Annotated in this window: 16 protein-coding genes, 1 tRNA gene and 1 pseudogene; 3 read left to right on the top strand and 15 right to left on the bottom strand. The window is 36.2% G+C overall.

What is annotated here, in order from left to right; translation table 11 throughout:
* Window positions 1–94: 94 nt before the first annotated feature.
* The 12 genes from RBU60_RS12785 to RBU60_RS12730 all read right to left on the bottom strand — a co-directional run bounded on the left by RBU60_RS12785 (window position 95) and on the right by RBU60_RS12730 (window position 13,192).
* A complete protein-coding gene (locus RBU60_RS12785; RefSeq protein WP_308865442.1) occupies window positions 95–883 on the bottom strand; it encodes a hypothetical protein in 789 nt (262 codons plus the stop codon).
* A gap of 146 nt (window positions 884–1,029) precedes the next feature.
* On the bottom strand, window positions 1,030–1,608 hold the full coding sequence (locus tag RBU60_RS12780) for a hypothetical protein (RefSeq protein WP_308865441.1): 579 nt from the start codon (window positions 1,606–1,608) through the stop codon (window positions 1,030–1,032).
* 2 nt (window positions 1,609–1,610) lie between these two features.
* A complete protein-coding gene (locus RBU60_RS12775) occupies window positions 1,611–3,488 on the bottom strand; it encodes a hypothetical protein (RefSeq protein WP_308865440.1) in 1,878 nt (625 codons plus the stop codon).
* A gap of 189 nt (window positions 3,489–3,677) precedes the next feature.
* Window positions 3,678–4,616 carry a 2-hydroxyacid dehydrogenase gene (locus tag RBU60_RS12770; RefSeq protein WP_308865439.1) on the bottom strand — a complete coding sequence of 313 codons (939 nt, stop codon included), beginning with the start codon at window positions 4,614–4,616 and terminating at the stop codon, window positions 3,678–3,680.
* Between the two features lie 2 nt (window positions 4,617–4,618).
* Window positions 4,619–5,020, bottom strand: coding sequence for an acyl-CoA thioesterase (locus RBU60_RS12765; RefSeq protein ID WP_308865438.1), 402 nt, complete (start codon window positions 5,018–5,020; stop codon window positions 4,619–4,621).
* Between the two features lie 156 nt (window positions 5,021–5,176).
* Complete coding sequence (mgtE, locus tag RBU60_RS12760) at window positions 5,177–6,529, bottom strand: magnesium transporter (protein WP_308865437.1); 1,353 nt, start codon at window positions 6,527–6,529, stop codon at window positions 5,177–5,179.
* Window positions 6,510–7,376: a 16S rRNA (adenine(1518)-N(6)/adenine(1519)-N(6))-dimethyltransferase RsmA gene (gene rsmA / locus RBU60_RS12755; RefSeq protein WP_308865436.1), complete on the bottom strand. Its 867-nt coding sequence runs from the start codon at window positions 7,374–7,376 to the stop codon at window positions 6,510–6,512. Before rsmA ends, mgtE begins: the two co-directional genes overlap by 20 nt.
* A complete protein-coding gene (locus RBU60_RS12750; RefSeq protein ID WP_308865435.1) occupies window positions 7,373–7,681 on the bottom strand; it encodes a DUF4286 family protein in 309 nt (102 codons plus the stop codon). The genes rsmA and RBU60_RS12750 overlap by 4 nt, the downstream gene beginning before the upstream one ends.
* A gap of 26 nt (window positions 7,682–7,707) precedes the next feature.
* A complete protein-coding gene (locus tag RBU60_RS12745; RefSeq protein ID WP_308865434.1) occupies window positions 7,708–9,501 on the bottom strand; it encodes a tetratricopeptide repeat protein in 1,794 nt (597 codons plus the stop codon).
* 78 nt (window positions 9,502–9,579) lie between these two features.
* Window positions 9,580–10,851 carry a serine--tRNA ligase gene (gene serS / locus RBU60_RS12740; protein ID WP_308865433.1) on the bottom strand — a complete coding sequence of 424 codons (1,272 nt, stop codon included), beginning with the start codon at window positions 10,849–10,851 and terminating at the stop codon, window positions 9,580–9,582.
* Window positions 10,852–10,940: 89 nt separating this feature from the next.
* Complete coding sequence (locus tag RBU60_RS12735) at window positions 10,941–12,257, bottom strand: HTTM domain-containing protein (RefSeq protein ID WP_308865432.1); 1,317 nt, start codon at window positions 12,255–12,257, stop codon at window positions 10,941–10,943.
* 2 nt (window positions 12,258–12,259) lie between these two features.
* A complete protein-coding gene (locus RBU60_RS12730; protein ID WP_308865431.1) occupies window positions 12,260–13,192 on the bottom strand; it encodes a bifunctional riboflavin kinase/FAD synthetase in 933 nt (310 codons plus the stop codon).
* A gap of 73 nt (window positions 13,193–13,265) precedes the next feature.
* On the opposite strand from RBU60_RS12730, the gene RBU60_RS12725 reads away from it, so the two are divergent.
* A complete protein-coding gene (locus tag RBU60_RS12725; protein ID WP_308865430.1) occupies window positions 13,266–16,541 on the top strand; it encodes a zinc-dependent metalloprotease in 3,276 nt (1,091 codons plus the stop codon).
* 420 nt (window positions 16,542–16,961) lie between these two features.
* On the opposite strand, the gene pth is transcribed toward RBU60_RS12725, so the two are convergent.
* From pth to RBU60_RS12710, 3 genes are all read right to left on the bottom strand, one after another.
* On the bottom strand, window positions 16,962–17,582 hold the full coding sequence (gene pth, locus RBU60_RS12720; RefSeq protein WP_308865429.1) for an aminoacyl-tRNA hydrolase: 621 nt from the start codon (window positions 17,580–17,582) through the stop codon (window positions 16,962–16,964).
* Window positions 17,583–17,657: 75 nt separating this feature from the next.
* Window positions 17,658–18,308, bottom strand: coding sequence for a 50S ribosomal protein L25/general stress protein Ctc (locus RBU60_RS12715; RefSeq protein ID WP_308865428.1), 651 nt, complete (start codon window positions 18,306–18,308; stop codon window positions 17,658–17,660).
* A gap of 32 nt (window positions 18,309–18,340) precedes the next feature.
* Window positions 18,341–19,282 carry a ribose-phosphate pyrophosphokinase gene (locus RBU60_RS12710; protein WP_308865427.1) on the bottom strand — a complete coding sequence of 314 codons (942 nt, stop codon included), beginning with the start codon at window positions 19,280–19,282 and terminating at the stop codon, window positions 18,341–18,343.
* 235 nt (window positions 19,283–19,517) lie between these two features.
* On the opposite strand from RBU60_RS12710, the gene RBU60_RS12705 reads away from it, so the two are divergent.
* Both RBU60_RS12705 and tnpA read left to right on the top strand, forming a co-directional pair.
* A tRNA-Leu gene (locus RBU60_RS12705) sits at window positions 19,518–19,599 on the top strand.
* Between the two features lie 334 nt (window positions 19,600–19,933).
* Window positions 19,934–20,369: pseudogene (gene tnpA, locus RBU60_RS12700) on the top strand (IS200/IS605 family transposase).
* The last annotated feature ends 211 nt before the right edge of the window (window positions 20,370–20,580 follow it).

The raw sequence follows: 20,580 nt of genomic DNA, 5'->3' as shown, positions 1-20,580 counted from the left end.
ATATCAATAGATTTATATTTAATAGAAACATCAATAACATAAAAATCAGTATTATTTAAAATGCACAACGGGTTTATATAGTTTTTCATAGTAATTAGTTTGGACAATTATGAGTGGTTGCAAAAATGTATTGTTGATAGGCTTGATCTATTTCGTCTTTTTGATTCTGTGATAAATTTAGCCACGCTTGTACATCTTGGTTTTTTAATCCTTGCCAAGCTATGGCGTTATAAAACGAATTTAAATCAAGTTGTCCATTATTCGATAGATAATTGTAATCGCCTGTCATAACAGTCATATGGTAACTTTTTAAAGCCTCTTTAAGAGAGTTAATATATAGAGCCGCCATAGTTTCATGATCTTGAGATGGTTCAAAGTTATTGTCTTCAAAACCGTTATACGTATTTTTAAAGTTCGTTAATTCGATAATTTCATTTTCGGAATAGAGTTTTCTAAAAATATCTGCGTGTATGTATTCGTGTAATAATGTTCTAACCACTTGTAGAGCCCATCTATTATTTGCTTTTGATGTACTTATCTCTATCTCAATTATATTATTAGTAGGGGTAAATTTAGTTTTTCCACTAACCTCCAAAGTATTACCATTTTCATCTGTATAGAAGACTTGGTCTTTTGATTTAATGTTTATACCAAATTCGGAATCATCTCCTTCAAAATTGGCTAATAAATCTTGTACAAAATTGTTACCTGACTCTTTTAAATGTTCATCTAAACATTTTTCTTTACCTACTAACTCATTTATAATCCTATCCTCAAATTCCACTTCTGCATCACTATTTTCACACTTAGCTTTTATAGCCTCTTTCCCAAAAGCTTCTTGCTCTGGTGTAGGGTTTTCTGCTAAAAAAATTCCTAATCGCAAGTTCAAATTCCAATTCTGTATTTGCACCGATATTTAATAACGTGCTCATATTAGCAAAATCCATAGCTCTGGTATTAATCTCTAAACCATCATTCTCATTGACTAGTATGTCTCACTCACGCTTACTCGAAAAAGGTTCTATTTCATTATCTATTTTTTGGTTTAAACAACGCTATTAATTCTTTTTGATAAATAATTAATTGTAAAGCTAAAACCATTATAGATTGCCAAAATGCAGCTGCATATTCATCTTCAAAACCTTTTCTTACTAAACCATAGATAATTAAAGACACAATACTACTGCACATTACGATTTTAGAATAATCATTTTTATTTATTTTCAATAAAGTCTTATAAAATAGGAACATAAGAACAGGGGAATAAACAGCAAATGGAAGTAGTAAATGAACACTTTTCATATCATATCCATATATAGAAAATTCCTCCAATTTATCAAGATCAATAAACTGCATTAATAAATAACCTATTCCAAAATATACTCCTATGGAAATAAAAAAAGCTAAATAAGACAAGCATACTGAAAATATAACACTAATTATATGACTATATTTAGTTCTATTCAGATTAAAAAGAATTATAATTAAACCAAAGAATAAAACGTGATATACGATGTCGATTTGGAAAAATATAAATGATAAAATACAAATCAATATTGGTGAAATAATTCTACCAACTAATAATAATAATTTTTTTATTGAACCCATGATTAATTACAATTACTCAATATTTGATCAATAGACTCATTATCAGTCAATACCTCTTCAATTTTTTCTTTTTTAACACGTACAGTCTCTGATGTATTAATCGTTGCTTGCCCACCATTATTATTTACCCAATTGGCAATCTCTTGCTGTAAGTTTTGCCAAGTGGCTTCGGCAATATCGTAATATGTTTCTTGTTGACATTCTGTACTTGCTCCAATGTTTAATAATGTACTAATGCTAGCAACATCTACAGCTCTGGTAAAAAACTCAAGATTACCGTTTTGGTTGATTATCCAGCCCCATTGCCGATTACCTGAGAAAGGCTGTGAACCATTCTCTGGTGTTGTGATTGTCGAAATTGTCCAGTCGTTATTGGTAAAGCCAGATACCATAATCGCTCCGTCATCGGTAGCAATTGTAGGTAAAAACCCTGAAGCATCTGCTTCAATCAATAAAATAGAACTTATAGGATTGCTAGAAATAAAGTCTGTTCCATCTTGAACTGTAAGTGGTTCAAACTCCCAATTAATATCTCCTGTATTTGTGGAATTAAAAGGTATATCACAAGTAAACTGAAAGTCGTCTTCCTCTCCACTTGCCAAATCGGTGAAATTTTCTCTAAAGGCTTGGTATATTTCAGATTCGGTATCGAGATTCCCGTCGTTATCAAAATCGGGATAAGTGGTTATTTCAACACCGTAGTAATCTATATTTGCCAAAGGAACGTTACCGTCTGAAATAGGCTGGTTGCTATAACCAGCACCAAAATTGTCCAATCGGTCTTGACAGGCTTGAGGTATGGTATGGTTGTATAAATCTAGATAATCTTGCGTATCCATACCATTTTGCTGGGCACATTCTTGGATAAGCCCCCATGGATTTTGTTGTATTATATCATTTAATTCTACAAATCGATCTAATTTTGCATTAGGCATTACTTTATGTATATCTAAAAAATCTCTTATTAATGCTTCTTGCTCAGATGTAGGATTATTTCCTAAAAACATATGGATAAGCAATACAAGAAGCGGATTATCATTTAAATATTCTTTTATATGGTCTCTTTCTGCTTCATCTTCATAAGGTCCTAATTTTCTAACTATACTTTTCATGGGTAAATAAAGTGGTGAAGTTGCCTCTGTTCCTGGAGAAGGGTTTCCTGCACCGCCGGTTCCAGAAGAACCTGTATGAGATGGATTAGGATGTCCTGGCCAACTACCCCCGTTATTCCCACCTATGCTACCACCAGGTCCACTTGAACTCATACCTCCCCAAAATTGCACATGACATTCCAATACAGATGTTGACTGATGAGCAGGACAAGTCTCTCCATTAGGATAAAACCCATCTTCATGGTTGTCTTTTTGACAATAAGTTTGAACTAATACCGTACAATCTATTGATGCGGTCTTTGATTCTTCGTTGAGTGGATAGTAAGTGATATCTTCTCCTTTAAAATCTAAAGGCTTAAATGGCAAGAAGCTATTCATCATTTTTTCTTCCGTATAGGGATATTCCAATAAATAGATCCTATAAGATTTACCTCCATCTGAGGAGGCATATAAAATGTTTTCTAGTCCAACACCATCTGGTGTATTGGAAACATGAAAGGTATAAGATTGGTAACTACCATCTTCACTACTAATGTATTTGGCTATTTGGGTATGTAGGGTCAACTCTGTTCGCTCTCCTTTACCCATTAAATTTTCTGGGGTGGTTAAAAGCTTAGAAAGCTGTTTTGCTAAATTAGCATTTTTTGAGATGGCTGAGCTTTCTACATATTCTATGTTAAAGCCACTTTCTATGGCATTTACTTGCGGGTCTCCTGCTTGTTCTTTAAAAGAGTCATCTTTCTCACAACCTGTCAAGCTTAAAATCAAGACCAGAAATAGCGATGTAGCGATGTAGCGATGTAGCGATGTAACTTCCTCATAAATAATTGGATTTTATAATTATATTAGCACTAAGTTAACAAAATTTTTATAAAAACTATCTTTTAAGCTTGTTTTTATTCTCTTGAGCGATTTATTGATACCTTTATCAGACACTTGAGTTGAAAAATAATTACTTTAAAACTTCTGCTTAATTTTATCTACAATCGTTTGCGCCAGTTTTTCTTTACTCTCTATCGTCCACCCTGCAATATGCGGACTAAGCAGCACATTATCTGATTCAATAAGGTATTGAAAGGCTTCTGGAAGCTGATGTTGGTTACTAAAAAGATGCTCGAAGGAAGATTTTTCATATTCTAAGACATCTAAACCAGCGCCCAAAACTTTACCAGATTTTAGTGCTTCCACCAGATCTTGTGTCACCACAGATTTTCCTCTGGCCGTATTAATCAACCAAAAAGGCTTTTTAAAGGAAGCGATAAAATCGCTATCAATTATATTTTCGGTAAGACTCGTTAGCGGGGTATGTAAACTCAGTACTTCTGTCTTTTCTTGTAACTCCTGTAAACTGACTTGCTGGGCATCTTCATTCCCAATGCCTTCCTTAAGATCGTAAAAAATCACTTCGCAATCAAAGCCTCTCAGTTTTTTGGCAAAAGCTTTCCCCATATTTCCGTAGCCAATAAGTCCTACAGTTTTTCCTTCTAATTCTAGTCCGCGGTTTTCTTCCCGCTTCCAAATGCCGTTGCGCACTTCTTGATCTGCTCTTCGCAAATGGTTGAATAAACTCAGCAGCATTCCCAAAGCGTGTTCCCCTACTGCATTGCGATTGCCTTCTGGTGCAGAAAACAACTGAATTCCTTTTTCTTTAGCATATGTGGTGTCTATATTTTCTAATCCTGCGCCTAGCCTCCCGATAAATTTAAGATTGGTGGCGGCGTCTAAAAAAGTTTGGTCTATAGTAAATCGGCTTCTAATAATGAGTCCGTCGTAGTTAGAAATATTCTTCTCTATTTCACTTTTAGTAGAGGTATAATCTTCTTCATTTTGAAAACCATAAGCCTGAAGCTGTTCTAGCATTAAGGGATGATTACGGTCTACATGTAAAATTTTCATAACTATAATTCAAAAAAAGGTTCTGAAATTTCAGGCTGAATACGTTGAGGTTTCTGTTTATGCAAATCGATAAAACACCAAAGCGTTTTTGCTTTAGCTACCAATTTATGGTCCTTTTTACGGTAAATTTCCGTTTTTCGTTCACATTTTACTCCGCTGTAACTTTCTATCCAGGTGGTTAAAGTCAAGGTGTCACCTTCAAAGGAAGGATGTTTGTATTCAATATAATGGTTTAGCACCACCCAGCCATATTTTTCTTGTATGTGTTTTGGTGCTTTTGCTTTCCAGTGTTTTTCTCCCACATCTTGTACCCATTGCAAATAGGTGACATTATTGACGTGGTTAAGATTATCAATGACTTCTGGGGGCACCAAAAGTTCATCTTTAAAGGGAATGGGTTTCATAACTGCTTTTTTGCTTCAAATGTACAATAAAAAATTATTTGCAGTCACTATCCTTACAGTCTGTATAACCGCGAGAAGCTCTCTAAGAGTAATGTAAATAAAAAATGCTACTTAAAATGTGTTTTTTCTGACTTACCCGCCCAAAGGGAAATACCTTTAAAAGCCTAGAATAATCTTAGCGATAGAAAAATAAATAAGAATTCCGCAAATATCATTGCTGGTGGTAATAAAAGGACCCGTAGCCATAGCAGGATCTATGCCTTGTTTATCTAAAATAATGGGAACGAAAGTGCCAATAAGAGAGGCGTTGATGATTACCGTAATTAATGAAATTCCCACAGTGATACCAAAATTAAAGTCGAGGTTAAGCAAAAGCATGCCTCCCACAATCAATAATATGGCTAAAACAGTTCCGTTAAGCAAGCTTAAGGAAACCTCCTTCACTAAACGTTTAAACAAGGAGCCTTTTAAGCTTTGATTGGCCAAGCCTTGCAACACGATTGCCGAGGATTGAACGCCTACATTTCCTGCCATCGCAGCGATAAGTGGCACAAAAAAGAAAAGCTCTCCGTGTTCTTCCATTGCTCCCTCAAAAGTTCCCAATACAGTTACCGATACAAAACCTCCAACGAGCGCCAAAATCAACCAAGGTAAACGTGCGCGGGTAAGTTGCCAAAGGCTATCATCTGCTTCTACATCTTCAGAAATACCAGCCGCCATTTGATAATCTTTTTCGGCTTCTTCCTTTATAAAATCAATGATATCATCTACGGTAATTCTTCCTACCAAGCGACCCAATTCGTTAACGACAGGAATAGCTTCCAGATCGTATTTTTGCATGATTCTCGCTACCTCTTCACCGGCAGTATGTACCGTTACATAATCTACCTTATCTATATAAATATCACTTATTTGGGCATCGCTAGGTGCGGTAAGCAGGTCTTTAAGCGAAAGTCTTCCTTTAAGACGGTCTTTATTGTCTACTACGTAAATAGAATGTACGCGTGTCACCTCTTCGGCTTGCTCTCGCATCTCACTCATGCAACCGGTAACACTCCAGTTTTCATTTACTTTCACCAACTCTTTTGCCATCAATCCCCCAGCAGAATCTTCATCGTAGCGTAAAAGCTCTACAATATTGTCGGCGTGTTCTTCGTCTTCAATATGGGAGATTACACTTTGTTTGAGATCATCAGATAATTCTGCCACAATATCGGCAGCATCATCGGTGTCCATTTCCTCAATCTCTAAGGCAATTTCTTTGGCAGAAAGATTGTTAAAAATTTTATCCCGATCTACTTCACTCAACTCCATTAAAACCTCAGCGGTTTTATGACTTCCTAGGAGTTTGATTACATACGTAGCGTCATCTAAAGATATTTCATCTAAAATATCGGCAATATCGGCGTGGTGTAATTCTTCTAAATGCAGTTTTAGCTCCGCGTTGTTTTTCTCTTCAACGAGTTGCTCAATACGTTCTATAAGTTTTTTACTTATCTGAAACTGCATCTTCTGCTATTTTTTGGGTGAGTTCTAAAAATTGGGTGACCGATAATTGCTCTGGACGCTGGCCAAAGATACTATCTTCTTTTAAACTGTCTGACAATTGGAAGGTTTTTAAACTGTTTCTTAAGGTTTTTCTTCGCTGATTGAAAGCGGTTTTTACCACTTTAAAAAATAGTTTCTCTTCTACCGGAAGCGAATAATCCTCCTTTCGGATAAGTCGCAACACCCCACTTTCTACTTTTGGCGGCGGATTAAATACCGTTGGCGGAACGGTAAATAGGTATTCGGCTTCAAAATAAGCTTGTGTAAATACCGATAGAATTCCGTAGGTTTTACTGCCTTCTTTTTCGCAAATACGCTTGGCTACTTCCTTTTGAAACATCCCCGTAAATTCGGGCACTAAATCTCTATTCTCAATCGCCTTAAATACAATTTGCGTAGAAATATTGTAAGGGAAGTTTCCTGTAATCGCAAAAGGCTCCCCCTTAAAAAGCGTGCTTAAATCGGCTTTAAGGAAATCGGCTTCTAAAATCTCAAAATCTTTTACCGGTACTTCAGGATGTTCTAGAGCAAAACTGTTTTGCAGGTAATAAATAGATTCTCTATCCAAATCCATCACTTTTACCTTCTTTCCTTTTTGCAAAATATACTTGGTAAGCACTCCCGTTCCCGGACCTATCTCTAGTACATTTTCATAATTGTTGAGCGTAAGCGTATCGCCAATGCGTTGCGCTACCTCTTCATCTTTGAGAAAGTGTTGGCCTAAATGTTTCTTTGCTCTAACGGCATCTTGCTGCGGTTTCCCCGAAGAAAAATCTTTCTTTTTATAGGGTTTAAATTTCTTTTTCATTGTTCACTTACCACTTCTAACTCGGTTCTAAACGCCACAAATTTATCTTTAAATCGTTTTGAAGCCGCTCTTAATTCATTCGCATTTTCTTCATAATAAGCTTCTAAAGTCGCTTTATCTTTTGTCGTGTATTGCACCGAATAAGTGATACCGCCCATCTCTTCTTCTACCAAAACCTTAGTCATTAAAGCTTTGATAAACTTACCCGTAGCCAACATTTGAGGGATATGTTCTTCTTTCATCCATTGCAGCCAATCGTCATGGGCTTCCTCCAACACATTGATGGTAACGTTATATATGTACATAAAATCTTTTTAATTATAAAGTAAAATTAGTTGATTGCATCCCCACGAAGCTGCCTATATTTTTTTCGGGCTTCATTATAGTAAATACTATCTTCGTGTTCAAAAATAATTTTTTCATAATTACTTTTGGCCTTTTCGGGATCATTTAGTTCTTCTTCGTAGGTTTTAGCCAACAAAAAATAAGTTCTAGCAGCATAGATACTAGGTGGAGTAATCATCAAAATATGGTTTAAACTTTCTATTGCTGCTTCAAAATCGTTCTGCTCTAGCAAAATTTTCGACTTACTAAATAACGCATCATCTTCTATAGGCAAGCCTTTATTTTCGGCAATAATTTTGTCTAAAATATCAAGTGCTTCGGTGTCTTTATTTTGATACGCAAACAAATCCGCTTTAGCGAACTGCTTTAAAGCCGTATGCGTAGAGTCGATGCCTTGCATATTGTCGTTAATCAATAAATGCAACTGCAGCGCATCGTTGGCGATGAGTTTGGAAGTCGCTGTTTTTAAGACTTTTAATTGCGTTTTTGCCCAATCAAAATCACCTTTATAAAAACTGGTTTTGGCAATTTTAAACGTGGCTTCTTGTGCGATGACCGAGTTTTGCAATAGCTTCTGAATTTGACTATAGTAAATAAGCGCCTGATTAAATTTTTCTTGTAACACCAAGATATCGGCTTTTACCAATTTGGCTTGCGCTTCTTCGTGACGGTTGATTCTCGAGTTTAGGAGTTCGTCTAATTTCGCTAAAGCGGAAGCTTGATCTCTTTGCTGAAAAGCTAAAAACTCTGCATATTGCAATTCAATAGGAAATATTTCTGTGGGAGTAGCCTGCGTATATTCGGTGAAAACTTGTTGGAATTTTTCGTCTATTTTTTTATAATCTTTTGGCGTGGAGTGATCTATTTCTAATTGCAAAAGTTCCGCTTGGGCTTCTACTTTTCTAGATAGAATCTCTTCGTTTTCAATAAGATAATCAAAAATTTCTCTAGCCGCATCCAATTGATTTTCTTCTTCGGCTAAATTAGCCAGCTCAAACATGGGACGCATATTTTTTTGTGGCGATCTTACATAAATAGCTCGTTCTTGCACAAATGCTTTTTGATATTCTTTTTGCTGCGTAAACAACCAACTCAGCAACGAATTATACATCACATCTGGCGTTTGCTGATTTTTTAATAACAGCGTTTTACGAAGGATCTGGTTGGCTTCATTGTCTTTATCTTCGTTTACAAATTCGCCGAGGTTACGCTTGATGACATAGAGGTATTTAGGCTCTTCTTCAATAAGCTTAAGGTAGCTCTCAAACATCTTATCTAATTCTCCTTTTTCCCCGTAAATCCTTGCCAATTCTACAGAGAAACTAGCATTGCTTTTATCTTTTAAAGCCGTTTCATAAGTAACAATGGCTTCATCTAATAAATTATATTGCTGAAAAGATCTTCCCACGGCATAGGCATAAGCCGTTGTTTTTTTTACCATCACAATGCCTTTTTGATAATTCTCTTGAGCTTTTTCTGGCTTATCTTGCAGTTGGTAATTGTAACCTAAATCAATCCATAAGTTGGGATAAATGACATTGCCTTTTAACTCCTCTAACAATATTTTTTCTGCAGCTTGGTATTCTTGAAGTTCTTGATACGTCGCCACTAACTGAGTAATATTTCTTACGTCTCGCGGATTTTTTTCATAGATTTTTTGATAAATCGCTTTTGCTTTTTCATACTCCCCTTGATCAAAATAATTATTCGCCAAGGCCGAAGACTGTGAAAAGCCTACGGAAACTATAAAAAAGAATATGATTGTAACTAAAAAACGCATCTCGCTAAGATAGCAAAATGCGTTTAAATATGGTTTTTAAATTTTTTATCTTTCCTAAAAGTAGAGATTAGAATTTCTTTAATCTATCATATCAAAACCGGTGTACGGCACTAAAACCTCTGGGATTTTAATTCCGTTAGGAGTTTGATAGTTTTCTAGGATTCCTGCAATTACACGAGGTAAGGCTAATGAGCTTCCGTTAAGGGTATGAATCAGTTCTTTTTTACCTTGATCATTTTTATACCTAACTTTTAAACGATTCGCTTGAAAAGTTTCAAAATTAGAGACCGAAGAAATTTCTAACCAGCGATCTTGACCGGCAGAAAACAACTCAAAATCATAGGTTAAAGCTGAAGTGAATCCTAAATCTCCTCCGCATAAACGCAAGATTCTATAAGGTAATTTTAACTCTCTTAAAATCTCTTGAATGTGTGCTGTCATCGCATCTAAAGTCGCATAAGAATCTTCTGGCTTTACCAAATTCACCAATTCTACTTTATCAAATTGATGCAAACGGTTTAAACCTCTTACGTGCGCGCCATAAGAACCCGCTTCTCTTCTAAAACACGGCGTAAAAGCAGTACACGCGATTGGCAATTGGTTGGCTTCTAATAAATCTCCTCTAAACATATTGGTAAGCGGCACCTCTGACGTTGGGATTAAATACAAATCGTCTTCTTCCATATGGTACATTTGCCCTTCCTTATCTGGCAATTGTCCCGTTCCAAAACCAGATTCGGCGTTTACGGCCAATGGCACTTGGTATTCGGTGTAACCCGCAGCGGTATTTTTATCTAAGAAATAAGTAATCAACGCACGCTGAAGCCTGGCTCCTTTCCCTTTATATACGGGAAAACCTGCACCGGTAATTTTATTACCCAGTTCAAAATCGATGATATCGTATTTTTTTGCCAACTCCCAGTGTGGTAAAGCGTCTTTTTCTAAGGTGGGGATTTCACCCTCTTTAAAAATTTCTACATTATCATCTTCGGTTACTCCTGCAGGAACTGAATCGTGCGGAACATTGGGTATCGTGTAAAGAATTTCATTTAACGCATTGGAAACTTCTTGCAGCTTCTCTGTTAATTCTCTTGAAGTCTCTTTTAAGTTTCCGGTTTGTTCTTTAACCTTATTTGCTTTTTGATGCTCCCCCGATTTGAATAAAAGCCCTATTTCTTTGGACAAGCGATTAGACTCTGCCAAAGTTTCGTCTAACTCGGTTTGAGTAGTTCTTCGGGTTTCATCCAATTGCAAAACTTCTTCAAAAAGGGCTTCTGCCTTAAAGTTTCGTTTCGCTAAAGCTTTAATGTAAGCTTCTTTGTTCGCTCTAATTTGGGCTACTTGTAACATAGTATGTTCAATTTATATGGCTATTACTACTCTACTTCCGCTTGACGGAAATAAAATAAAGCCTCAAAGTTAAAGATTTGAATTAAGATTTAATGCTCTTCGGGAAGTAAAATCCACTCGTTGTGAAAGAAATAATCCCATTTCGCTGAGCCTAGATCTACCGAGCTATCTGTAAGTTGTACATAAGGACCGCGATTTACGCTTATTTTGGCATCTACAAACACGGAAACATCCTGACCTTTGGCCGCATATTTTTTCTTTAAACGCTGCGCGAATTGCCAAATAGCATCGGGTTTGGCACTTACCGTACGCAACTGTTTTTTGGAGAGGTATTCCTCTTTTTTAACCAGCGTAGTATCTCCTGTATTTTTATCTACCACCTGAAATGTACTGATGCCGCTTTTACTTCGTAACATCATACGCCAGCTTAAGCGGTGACCTTCCTCGGTATGCAACACATCTCCTCTAATAAACCAATGCCTTGACGGAAGACTTATTTGGATGATAAACCATGTGACAAAAAAAGCTTTCATTAATCCTGCGTTAGAAGGTACCAATACTTCTCCTTTATCATAATATTCTTTACGGATTTTGAAGCGTTTATGAATTACTTCCGTAGGGAAAAAGAACAAGCAAAATGCCAAGGATAAATACGGGAAGATTCCTATTTGAAAGACAATGCTGTTAAATAAGTGAAAGAAAACCGCAAAGATAAACATGGGGGTTCTGGTCTTTTTCCACAACAAGAGCGGAACCACCAGTAAGTCGAATAAAATTCCGAAGTATATAATGGTGATGTGCGTCCATTTTTCTTGTAAGAGACCTCCAATTAACCAGTAGTCTTTTTTGGAACGCATCAAAATTTCGGCTACGGTTCCATCAAGCCAATCGGGGTAAAACTTCGCGAAAGAAGCGTAGGTATATACGATTAATAGCTGTAAAATGATAAATAAATGCACCCAACGCGGAGTGGAAATAGACCTTATTTTATCATTATTTCTGGCATCTAAAGATAGGTTGGCATTTGCCGGCACCAAAAGCATAAAAAGACAAATGAGCACTAGTAAATAATAGTGATTGTTGTAACTGGATTTTTGCATCAGGTAAACGCAAGTCCACATCACGGTAAAAGCAGAAAGACTCCAACGGTATTTATAACCCAGCGTCACCATCACTCCAAAAATACCCATAATGAAGTAGTAATAATACATTCCATTGCCTGGAAGCGGCTGTAAAAAATCAAACCCAATGAAGTTGAAGGTTTGCTGTGGCGCCATTAACGTACGGTCAATCCAACCGGTAAACAAGGCTCCCCAAGCTTCTAGTGTGATTAAAATTCCGAAGAAAATTCTAAATAAAATTAAAGCGCTGTTATCAATATGTTTAAAAAGCCACTTATTAATCATACTTAAGCTTCTTTTAATTGCTGAATATATGCTTTTGTTTCCTCTAGGTCTTCGTGCATAGCTTCTACCAAGTGTTCTACTTTGTCAAATTTCTTTTCGTCGCGTATTCTTTTTAATAACTGAATATTCAATTTTTGTCCATACAAATCTTGATCTAGATCTAAAAAGTAGGTTTCTATGGTTTGTTCCTCTCCGCCCACGGTAGGATTGGTTCCTATATTCATCATTCCGTAAACCCTAGTATCGTTTAACTGGGTTTGCACGATATAAACTCCGTTCTTGGGAATAATTTTATAGTCTTCTTCTATTTCTAGATTGGCCGTTGGAAAACCTAATTTTCTTCCTAGGCTCTTTCCTTTAATTATTTTTCCGCTAAGGGAAAAAAGGCTTCCTAGAAACGTGTTGGCTTTTTCTATATCCCCAGCTTCAATGGCCTTTCTTATCTTGGTAGAACTCACGGCGACTTCTTCTACATCTTGTTTAGAAATCTCTTCTACGGTAAAACCAAAAGTTTTCCCTAGTGCTTTTAGATCTTGGATATCGGCATTTCTATTTCTTCCGAAGCGATGATCGTAACCAATAATAATTTTTTTAGCGTTGAGCTGATTCACTAAAATCTGCTCTACATATTCTTTGGCTGTAAGTCTAGAGAATTCTTTCGTAAAAGGATGAACGATTAGACGGTCTACACCTTTGCTCTTTATAATCTCTTTACGTTCTTCTATGGTGTTAATCAATTTTATTCCTGCTTCTTTTTGCAACACCATTCTAGGGTGAGGGAAAAAAGTAAGAATGGCAGCATCTAAATTATTCTTCTTAGCTACATCTATTAACCGCTGAATGATTTTTTGATGACCTATATGAACTCCATCAAATGTCCCAATAGTAACTACGGATGGCTTAATAATATCATTCATCATATTAGACTTGTTCATATTTTAACTTAAATACCTTTTCGTAAAGCTTAAAATTGCGTTATTTTTAGAGCTTAACTTAATCTACAAAACTATGAGAACAAATTTACGTCATGTTTTAGGTTTAGTATTATTTTTCTTGGCTTTTTCAGTGTCAGGACAAAATAATTATTGGACCAAAACAACAGACAAGGCCTTAAGCCAATTAGAAAAAACCCGAAGGGCTTCTACCCCTACCTCTTATCACGTCTATCACCTAGACTTAGAGGCTTTTAAAGCGGTAATAGCACAAGCCCCAGAGAGAGGAAATTTTACAGGAGACTCTCCCGTTGTAATCGAACTTCCTATGGAAAATGGAAAGTTAGAGAAATTTAAAGTGGCCTCTTCTTCTATTATGGAGGAAGAATTACAAAACAAATTTGCAAACATTAGAACGTATAAAGCAATTGGTATAAACGATCCTACCGCTACAGTACGATTTAGCGTTACCCAATTTGGGTTACACAGTATGAGTCTTTCTGGAAAAAGAAGTGCGACTTATATCGATCCTTATACTACCGATAAAGAAAACTACATCATTTACAACCGTAAGGACTTAACTAAAACCTCTACAGATTTTGAATGTCTTACTGAGAACAATATTGATCTTCCTTCCCTTAACGGAAATGCAGGAAAAATATTAGATACCGACGATAATATTCACAGAACTTATAGACTTGCCCAATCTTGTACTGCTGAATATGGTAATATTTTTGCGAATGCAGGTACAGAAGTAGCCGATATACAAGCGCAAATGACCATTACCATGAATAGGGTAAATGAAATCTATGAAAGGGATCTTGCGATTACCTTAATTTTTGTAGCCAATAATGATGAAATCATTTATTATGGTGCAACCAATAGTGACCCATGGAATGGAGAATACAATAACACGACCCAAACGGTTATTGATAATGAAATAGGAGATGCTAATTATGACATTGGACACAACTTCAACACTTCTGGTGGCGGTAATGCGGGATGCATAGGCTGTGTTTGTACTTCAGGGAGCAAAGGGAGCGGTTTTACTGGAAGCTCTAATCCTACTGGAGATCCTTTTGATATTGATTATGTAGCGCACGAAATGGGTCACCAATTTGGCGGTTATCATACAATGAACACGTGTTCTAGAAGTGGTAGCGGACAAACTGAAGTAGAGCCTGCCAGTGGAAGTTCTATTTTAGGATATGCTGGTATTTGCCCAACTAACGTACAAGCTAATAGTGATGCTCACTTTAATTATGTTAATATTAGAGACATCAGTGCCAACGTTCAATCTGGTGTTAGTAGTAGTTGTGCTGTGGAAGTTAGTATTCCTAACCAAGCTCCAGTTGCAGATGCAGGAACAGATTATACAATTCCTAAATCTACTGCTTATATATTAAAAGGAAGTGCTACAGATCCTGATGGCACCACAACTCATACGTATAACTGGTCTCAAAATGACCCTGAAATGGCTCCAGGAAGTGGTTCCCCACAACCTACTTGGACGCAAGGTCCTTTATACAGATCTATCATGCCTACAGAGTCTCCTAATAGGTACATGCCAAAATTAGAAGATGTAGTGAATGGTAACCTTACTCCAACTTGGGAAGTAACTCCGTCAGTAACTAGAGAAATGAATTTCGCCTTTACCGTTAGAGATAATGGTAGTGGTTTTGCGGAAGGAGTTGGACAAACTGATGTCGATTTGATGAAAGTAAACGTTGATGCTACTGCTGGTCCTTTTGTAGTCACTTCACAAAATTCTACAGGCATTACTTGGAATGTTGGAGAAAACCAAACGATTACTTGGGATGTTGCCAACACAGATAGTGGATCAATTAACGCTGCCAATGTTAACATTCTTATGAGTGTAGATGGCGGATTAAATTTTGATGTTATTGTTGCTGAAGACCTTCCTAACAATGGTTCGGCTTCTGTAGTTGTCCCTTCTGTTGGAACCATTGCTGATGCAAGAATTATGGTAGAAGCTGCCGATAATATTTTCTATGCGGTAAACGAAGAATCAATTTCAGTTCAAGAAGCAGAATTTGTGATTGATTTGGACGAAACTACCGTTGCCGTTTGCCAACCAGATGATGCTGTTTATAATTTTACTTATAACACTTTTTTAGGGTTTACTGAAACGACAACTTTCTCTACAACAGGTCTACCTAGTGGATTAACTGCTACATTTACGCCTGAAACTGCAACTGCAAACGATACAGATTTAAGTTTAACTATTACGGGAACAGCTAGTGTTGACGTAGGTACTTATGAATTTGAAATTGTTGGAACTTCTACTTCTGTAACTACATCTTTTGATGCGGTTTTACAGGTGTTTGATGCCAATATTGAAGCACCTAATTTATTAACTCCTACAGATGGAGAAACAGATGTTCCTGCAACTCCGGTTTTAACTTGGGAAAGCTCTGATAATGTAGAGTTTTACACGCTTCAAATCGCCACAGATACTGATTTTACTACGATTGTAGAAGAAGTAGAAGTAAACGATAACACCTATGCGTTTTCTTCGGCACAAAATGAAACCACCTACTACTGGAAAATTATGGCTAGCAATAGTTGTGATGACACTAGTTTTTCTGATGTGTTTAGTTTCACCACAACCTCTTGTGAGCTTTGCGAATCTAGTGGAACAACTCAATATGGTACGTCTATAACCTTAGTTAACTTTAATAACATCAACAATGCCTCTGGTAAACCATCGGGTTACAGTGATTATACAGATATTTCTACAGGGGTTGCATTTGGAGAATCTTATGGCTTAACGATTAATTTAAATACCGATGGAAATTATCCTCTAGGAGCTATGGTATGGATAGATTGGAATCAAAACTGTAGTTTTGATGATCCAGGAGAAGAGTACAATTTAGGTGTTGCCTCTAATGGCTCAGACATACCTACTAACAACTCTCCCATGTCTATTACTATTCCTACAGATGCGTTAGAAGGAAATACAATTATGAGAGTCTCTACTCAATTTAATGCTTATCCTACTTCATGTAATACAGGATTTGATGGAGAAGTAGAGGATTACACCTTAACTGTTGGAGAGCTTGCTACAGATGATGCTTCTCTAGCTTCTTCTTTTAGCATTTGGCCAAACCCAAATAATGGAGAGTTTAACATTAGTTTAAACGCTACCAACCCGCAACCTACAACCATACAAGTGTATGATGTGGCAGGAAGATTGGTACATAGCAGAAAAGTTGAAGCTCAACATAGGGTACAAGAAAGCATAAGCTTAGCTAAGGCTCAGGCTGGTGTTTACTTTGTGAGAGTAAGTGATAAGAATAATTCTATCACCAAAAAGATTATCGTTCAATAATAATACCAAATTAAAAATGTAATGGCTCATTCAAACTTGTTCATTTTCCGTTCTATTTCCTTGCTCATAATTTCCATAGCTACTGCTATGCAAACTAATCGCAGCGTCATGGAACAAAAAAGCAACTTCGTTTTCTGTGCGACTTTACAAAATAAATTGGTATAAGAACTCTAATTTTAGAATACAAAAAGAGGAAGCGTTTGCTTCCTCTTTTTTATATTGATTTCATTAGTGTCCGGCTAAAAATAATCTAAAGTTGATGAGCTCTTTAAACGTATGGAGTCTAACTAGATTTTATAATGGATAGCTTGCTTTTTTTTAAAATAATTTTATCGAGTGCTAGTGAATATTTTATTTAAAATCGCTACTGTTTGTCAGTTAGTTACTGTTAAGTCTTGATTTTTTATTGGACAACAAATATTATTTCCCGTTAAACATATTCATCGTATTGGATAAGCCTGCGGTACCAAACGATTTAATCAAGTCTACCGATTTGTCTAGGCGTTCTTTCATTTGTTTCTCTTCTTCTTCTCCCCATTCTCCTAACACATAATCAATTTGTTTTCCTTTAGAAAACTCATCGCTTATTCCAAACCTAAATCGGTTGTATTTAGAAGTATTCAATTGCTGCTGAATATCTTTTAGACCGTTATGTCCGCCATCACTTCCTTTGGCTTTTAGTCTTAAGGTTCCAAAAGGAAGATTTAAGTCATCTGTAATCACCAAGAGGTTTTCTAGGCTTACTTTTTCTTTTTCTAACCAATACCTCACCGCTTTTCCGCTAAGGTTCATAAACGTACTCGGTTTTAAAAGAATAAAGGTTCTTCCCTTAAATTTATAGGTTGCTTTATCTCCTAGTTTCACGGTTTCAAAAGCAATCTCATTTTCGCTTGCTAGGTGATCTAATACTTTAAAACCAATATTATGTCTCGTATGATGGTATTTGGGTCCTATATTTCCTAGGCCTACTACTAGAAACTTTTTCATATCAGGTTCAACATGTTTAGGTTTTGCTAAAATTTTTCCGAAAAAAGAAAGCATAATTTTATAATTTCAGTAAAAATAAAAAAGCACTCCATAAAGGAATGCTTTTTTAATCAATTTATTCTTGAAAGCTTATGCATCGTTAGATGCTGCTGCTGCTCCTTCGTCATTAACTTCAGTTGCTGGCACATCACCTGCTTCTACTTCTTCTTCACCTTCTTCGTCTTCTGCAACGATATTTCTAGAAGTCTTCACTTGACAAATAACGGTGTTATCTGGGTGTAAGATGGTGTAGTCCTCGTGCTTTACAGCCGTAACGTACAATTTGTTTCCAATTTTAAGCGGAGTTACATTCGCTACGATATAATCAGGTAGGTTACTAGCCAAACCTTTTACCTTCATACGACGTAGGTTAAATCTTAATACCCCACCATTCTTAACTCCTTTAGGCACTCCTTCTGCGTGTACAGGAATCTCCATACTAATCTCTTGCTGCTCCCCGTACTCATAAAAATCCATGTGTAGGATATTATCGGTTACTGGGTGAAACTGGATGTCTTGAAGTACAGCGTTGATAGATGTACCATCCTCCAACTCAATTACTACAGTGTGTACATCTGGAGTGTAAATTAAGCTATTAAAAGACACCTCTGGTGCCGAAAAATTCAATGCTTTATCCCCTCCGTATAACACGCAAGGAACCTGACCAGCATTACGTAAGGCTTTTGTTGACTTCTTGCCTACGCTTTCTCTTTTAGATCCTTTGATCGTAATTGACTTCATTTTTAAAAAATATAAGTGTTAATAAATAAAATTTACATTAAAAATTTAGAACTAATCGATTTGTTCTCGTGTACTGCTTTCATCACATCTGCAAATAAAGGCGCACACGAAACCACTCTAATCTTGTCACTCTTTTCCCTTAACGGAATAGAGTCGGTTACAATCAACTCTTCTAGTTTAGAATTGTTGATTCTTTCATAAGCTTCTCCAGATAATACAGGATGGGTACAAATAGCTCTTACACTTTTTGCTCCTCTTTCCATCATCAAATCTGCTGCTTTAGTAAGTGTTCCCGCGGTATCTACCATATCGTCTACTAAGACCACATTTCTATCGGTAACGTCTCCAATTAATTCCATATAAGAAATTACATTTGCTTTGGCACGTTGCTTATAACAAATAACCACATCGCTTTCTAAGGCTTTAGAATAAGCATAAGCTCTTTTAGATCCTCCCATATCTGGTGAGGCAATGGTCAAATTATCAAGATTTAAGTTTCTTAAATAAGGTAAAAAGACGGTAGAAGCAAATAAGTGGTCTACAGGCTTTTCAAAGAAACCTTGAATTTGATCTGCGTGCAGGTCCATCGTAATGATTCTCGTTGCTCCTGCAACTTCCAACATTTTAGCAACCAATTTTGCTGCAATGGGAACTCTTGGCTTATCTTTTCTATCTTGTCTAGCCCAACCAAAATAAGGCATCACTGCGGTAATGTGTCTTGCCGAAGCTCTTTTGGCAGCATCTAGCATTAACAACATTTCCATAAGGTTATCGCTACTAGGATTGGTAGAACCAATAATAAATACGCGAGTTCCTCTTACAGACTCTTCAAAAGAAGGCTGAAACTCCCCATCGCTATAGGTAGAAGTAATCACATTCCCTAAAGAGATTCCATAATGCTTGGCAATATCTTGTGCTAAACTCATACTTTGCGTACAAGGGAAAAGCTTAACATCGGTAACTACTTGTGACATAGTGATTTGTTATTTTAGGCTTATTGTAATTTCTGATTATCAATAAGTTTGCAAATTTAAGAATTAAATTGAAGCTAAAAAGAAATATTAAAATTTATTTCTTGTGATATAACCATTTTATTTTTTAATTTTGTCACCCTTAAAAAGCTCAAGTGGCAGTTTTGACAACAATCGGAGATGCAAGAGTCTTAGGCTAGGTCATATTTTATTAAAATGACTTAAAAATATATAATTAGCTCGAGTGGCGGAACTGGTAGACGCGCTGGATTCAAAATCCAGTGTTTTAGGACGTGCGGGTTCGATTCCCGCCTCGAGTACAAGGGAAAAGCCGAGATTCATATCTCGGCTTTCCTATTTTTGGTACAACATAGGTACAACATTTTGCTGTTTCTATCGGATTATTTTTCATTGATGTTAGATGCTTTCATTTAATATTAAATAATAATTTATTCATTTCAGAATAATAGTCTTTATCGACCTTTGTTTTTCGGGTGAGATTTTTTATACAATATTTCTGCAAGAGAAATTTAGAATCTAGGTATTTACAACATTGTTTAAACAGAGATTAATTATTAGTCTCAGAAATGGGATTTAAACCCTGCAATTTATTGCAGCACTTTAGTATTTCGAAAAAATCTATATTTTCGTGATATGAGTTATCAAAGAAAAGGGAGTCATACAGTAAGTCATCTGACTTGCCATATAGTTTGGGTCATGAAATACCGTTATAAAGTACTTCTAGGAGACATTCAAGTTCGTTGTCGTAGTCTTTTGATCCAAATTTGTGAGGCGGAAGGAATAGAGATTTTGAAAAGAAGTTGTTAGTTCAGACCACGTCCATATGCATATTGAATATGCTCCGAAACTGATCGTAAGTAGTGTGTATTGGAGAAATTGAAAGGAAGAATGTCCTGGAAGCTTCAGCAGGAATTTCCTGAATTGAAAGAACGCTATTAGGGACAACTTTTTTGGCCAAGTGGCTAATGAGTATGGAGTAAGGGAATTAAAACCGATGGAAATGGTAAATCAGTATCTGGAGCATCACCGTCGAGATTCGAGTGATAATTCCAATTTCATATTGGAATAGTAAAGGGGACTTTCAGTCCCCAGTATTAATAAACCTCTACACTTTCAGTACAGAGTTGTTTTGTTAAACTTTCTTTTAAAAATTCTGAAACCTCTTCTAATTATTGACAGCGAAAATAAAAAGCCCTCAGTTGAATTTGTAAGCTTCCCCAAAATTAGGACAAATAGAAGTTATAATTAATTTTAAATTTGTCAACTATGAAACAAAGTAA

Origin of the sequence: Mesonia profundi (genome assembly GCF_031085155.1) — a bacterium.
Classification (GTDB): domain Bacteria; phylum Bacteroidota; class Bacteroidia; order Flavobacteriales; family Flavobacteriaceae; genus Mesonia; species Mesonia profundi.
Note: the sequence above shows the minus strand (reverse complement) of the source record. Positions and strands in the feature narration are given on the sequence as shown.

Coding starts and splice junctions, on each gene's coding strand:
- mgtE (WP_308865437.1), bottom strand. CDS start 6,529: ATGCAGTTTCAGATAAGTAAAAAACTTATAGAACGTATTGAGCAACTC.
- RBU60_RS12730 (WP_308865431.1), bottom strand. CDS start 13,192: ATGAACAAGTCTAATATGATGAATGATATTATTAAGCCATCCGTAGTT.
- serS (WP_308865433.1), bottom strand. CDS start 10,851: ATGTTACAAGTAGCCCAAATTAGAGCGAACAAAGAAGCTTACATTAAA.
- rsmA (WP_308865436.1), bottom strand. CDS start 7,376: ATGAAAAAGAAATTTAAACCCTATAAAAAGAAAGATTTTTCTTCGGGG.
- RBU60_RS12710 (WP_308865427.1), bottom strand. CDS start 19,282: ATGTCACAAGTAGTTACCGATGTTAAGCTTTTCCCTTGTACGCAAAGT.
- RBU60_RS12735 (WP_308865432.1), bottom strand. CDS start 12,257: ATGATTAATAAGTGGCTTTTTAAACATATTGATAACAGCGCTTTAATT.
- pth (WP_308865429.1), bottom strand. CDS start 17,582: ATGCTTTCTTTTTTCGGAAAAATTTTAGCAAAACCTAAACATGTTGAA.
- RBU60_RS12750 (WP_308865435.1), bottom strand. CDS start 7,681: ATGTACATATATAACGTTACCATCAATGTGTTGGAGGAAGCCCATGAC.
- RBU60_RS12770 (WP_308865439.1), bottom strand. CDS start 4,616: ATGAAAATTTTACATGTAGACCGTAATCATCCCTTAATGCTAGAACAG.
- RBU60_RS12745 (WP_308865434.1), bottom strand. CDS start 9,501: ATGCGTTTTTTAGTTACAATCATATTCTTTTTTATAGTTTCCGTAGGC.
- RBU60_RS12725 (WP_308865430.1), top strand. CDS start 13,266: ATGAGAACAAATTTACGTCATGTTTTAGGTTTAGTATTATTTTTCTTG.
- RBU60_RS12780 (WP_308865441.1), bottom strand. CDS start 1,608: ATGGGTTCAATAAAAAAATTATTATTATTAGTTGGTAGAATTATTTCA.
- RBU60_RS12715 (WP_308865428.1), bottom strand. CDS start 18,308: ATGAAGTCAATTACGATCAAAGGATCTAAAAGAGAAAGCGTAGGCAAG.
- RBU60_RS12765 (WP_308865438.1), bottom strand. CDS start 5,020: ATGAAACCCATTCCCTTTAAAGATGAACTTTTGGTGCCCCCAGAAGTC.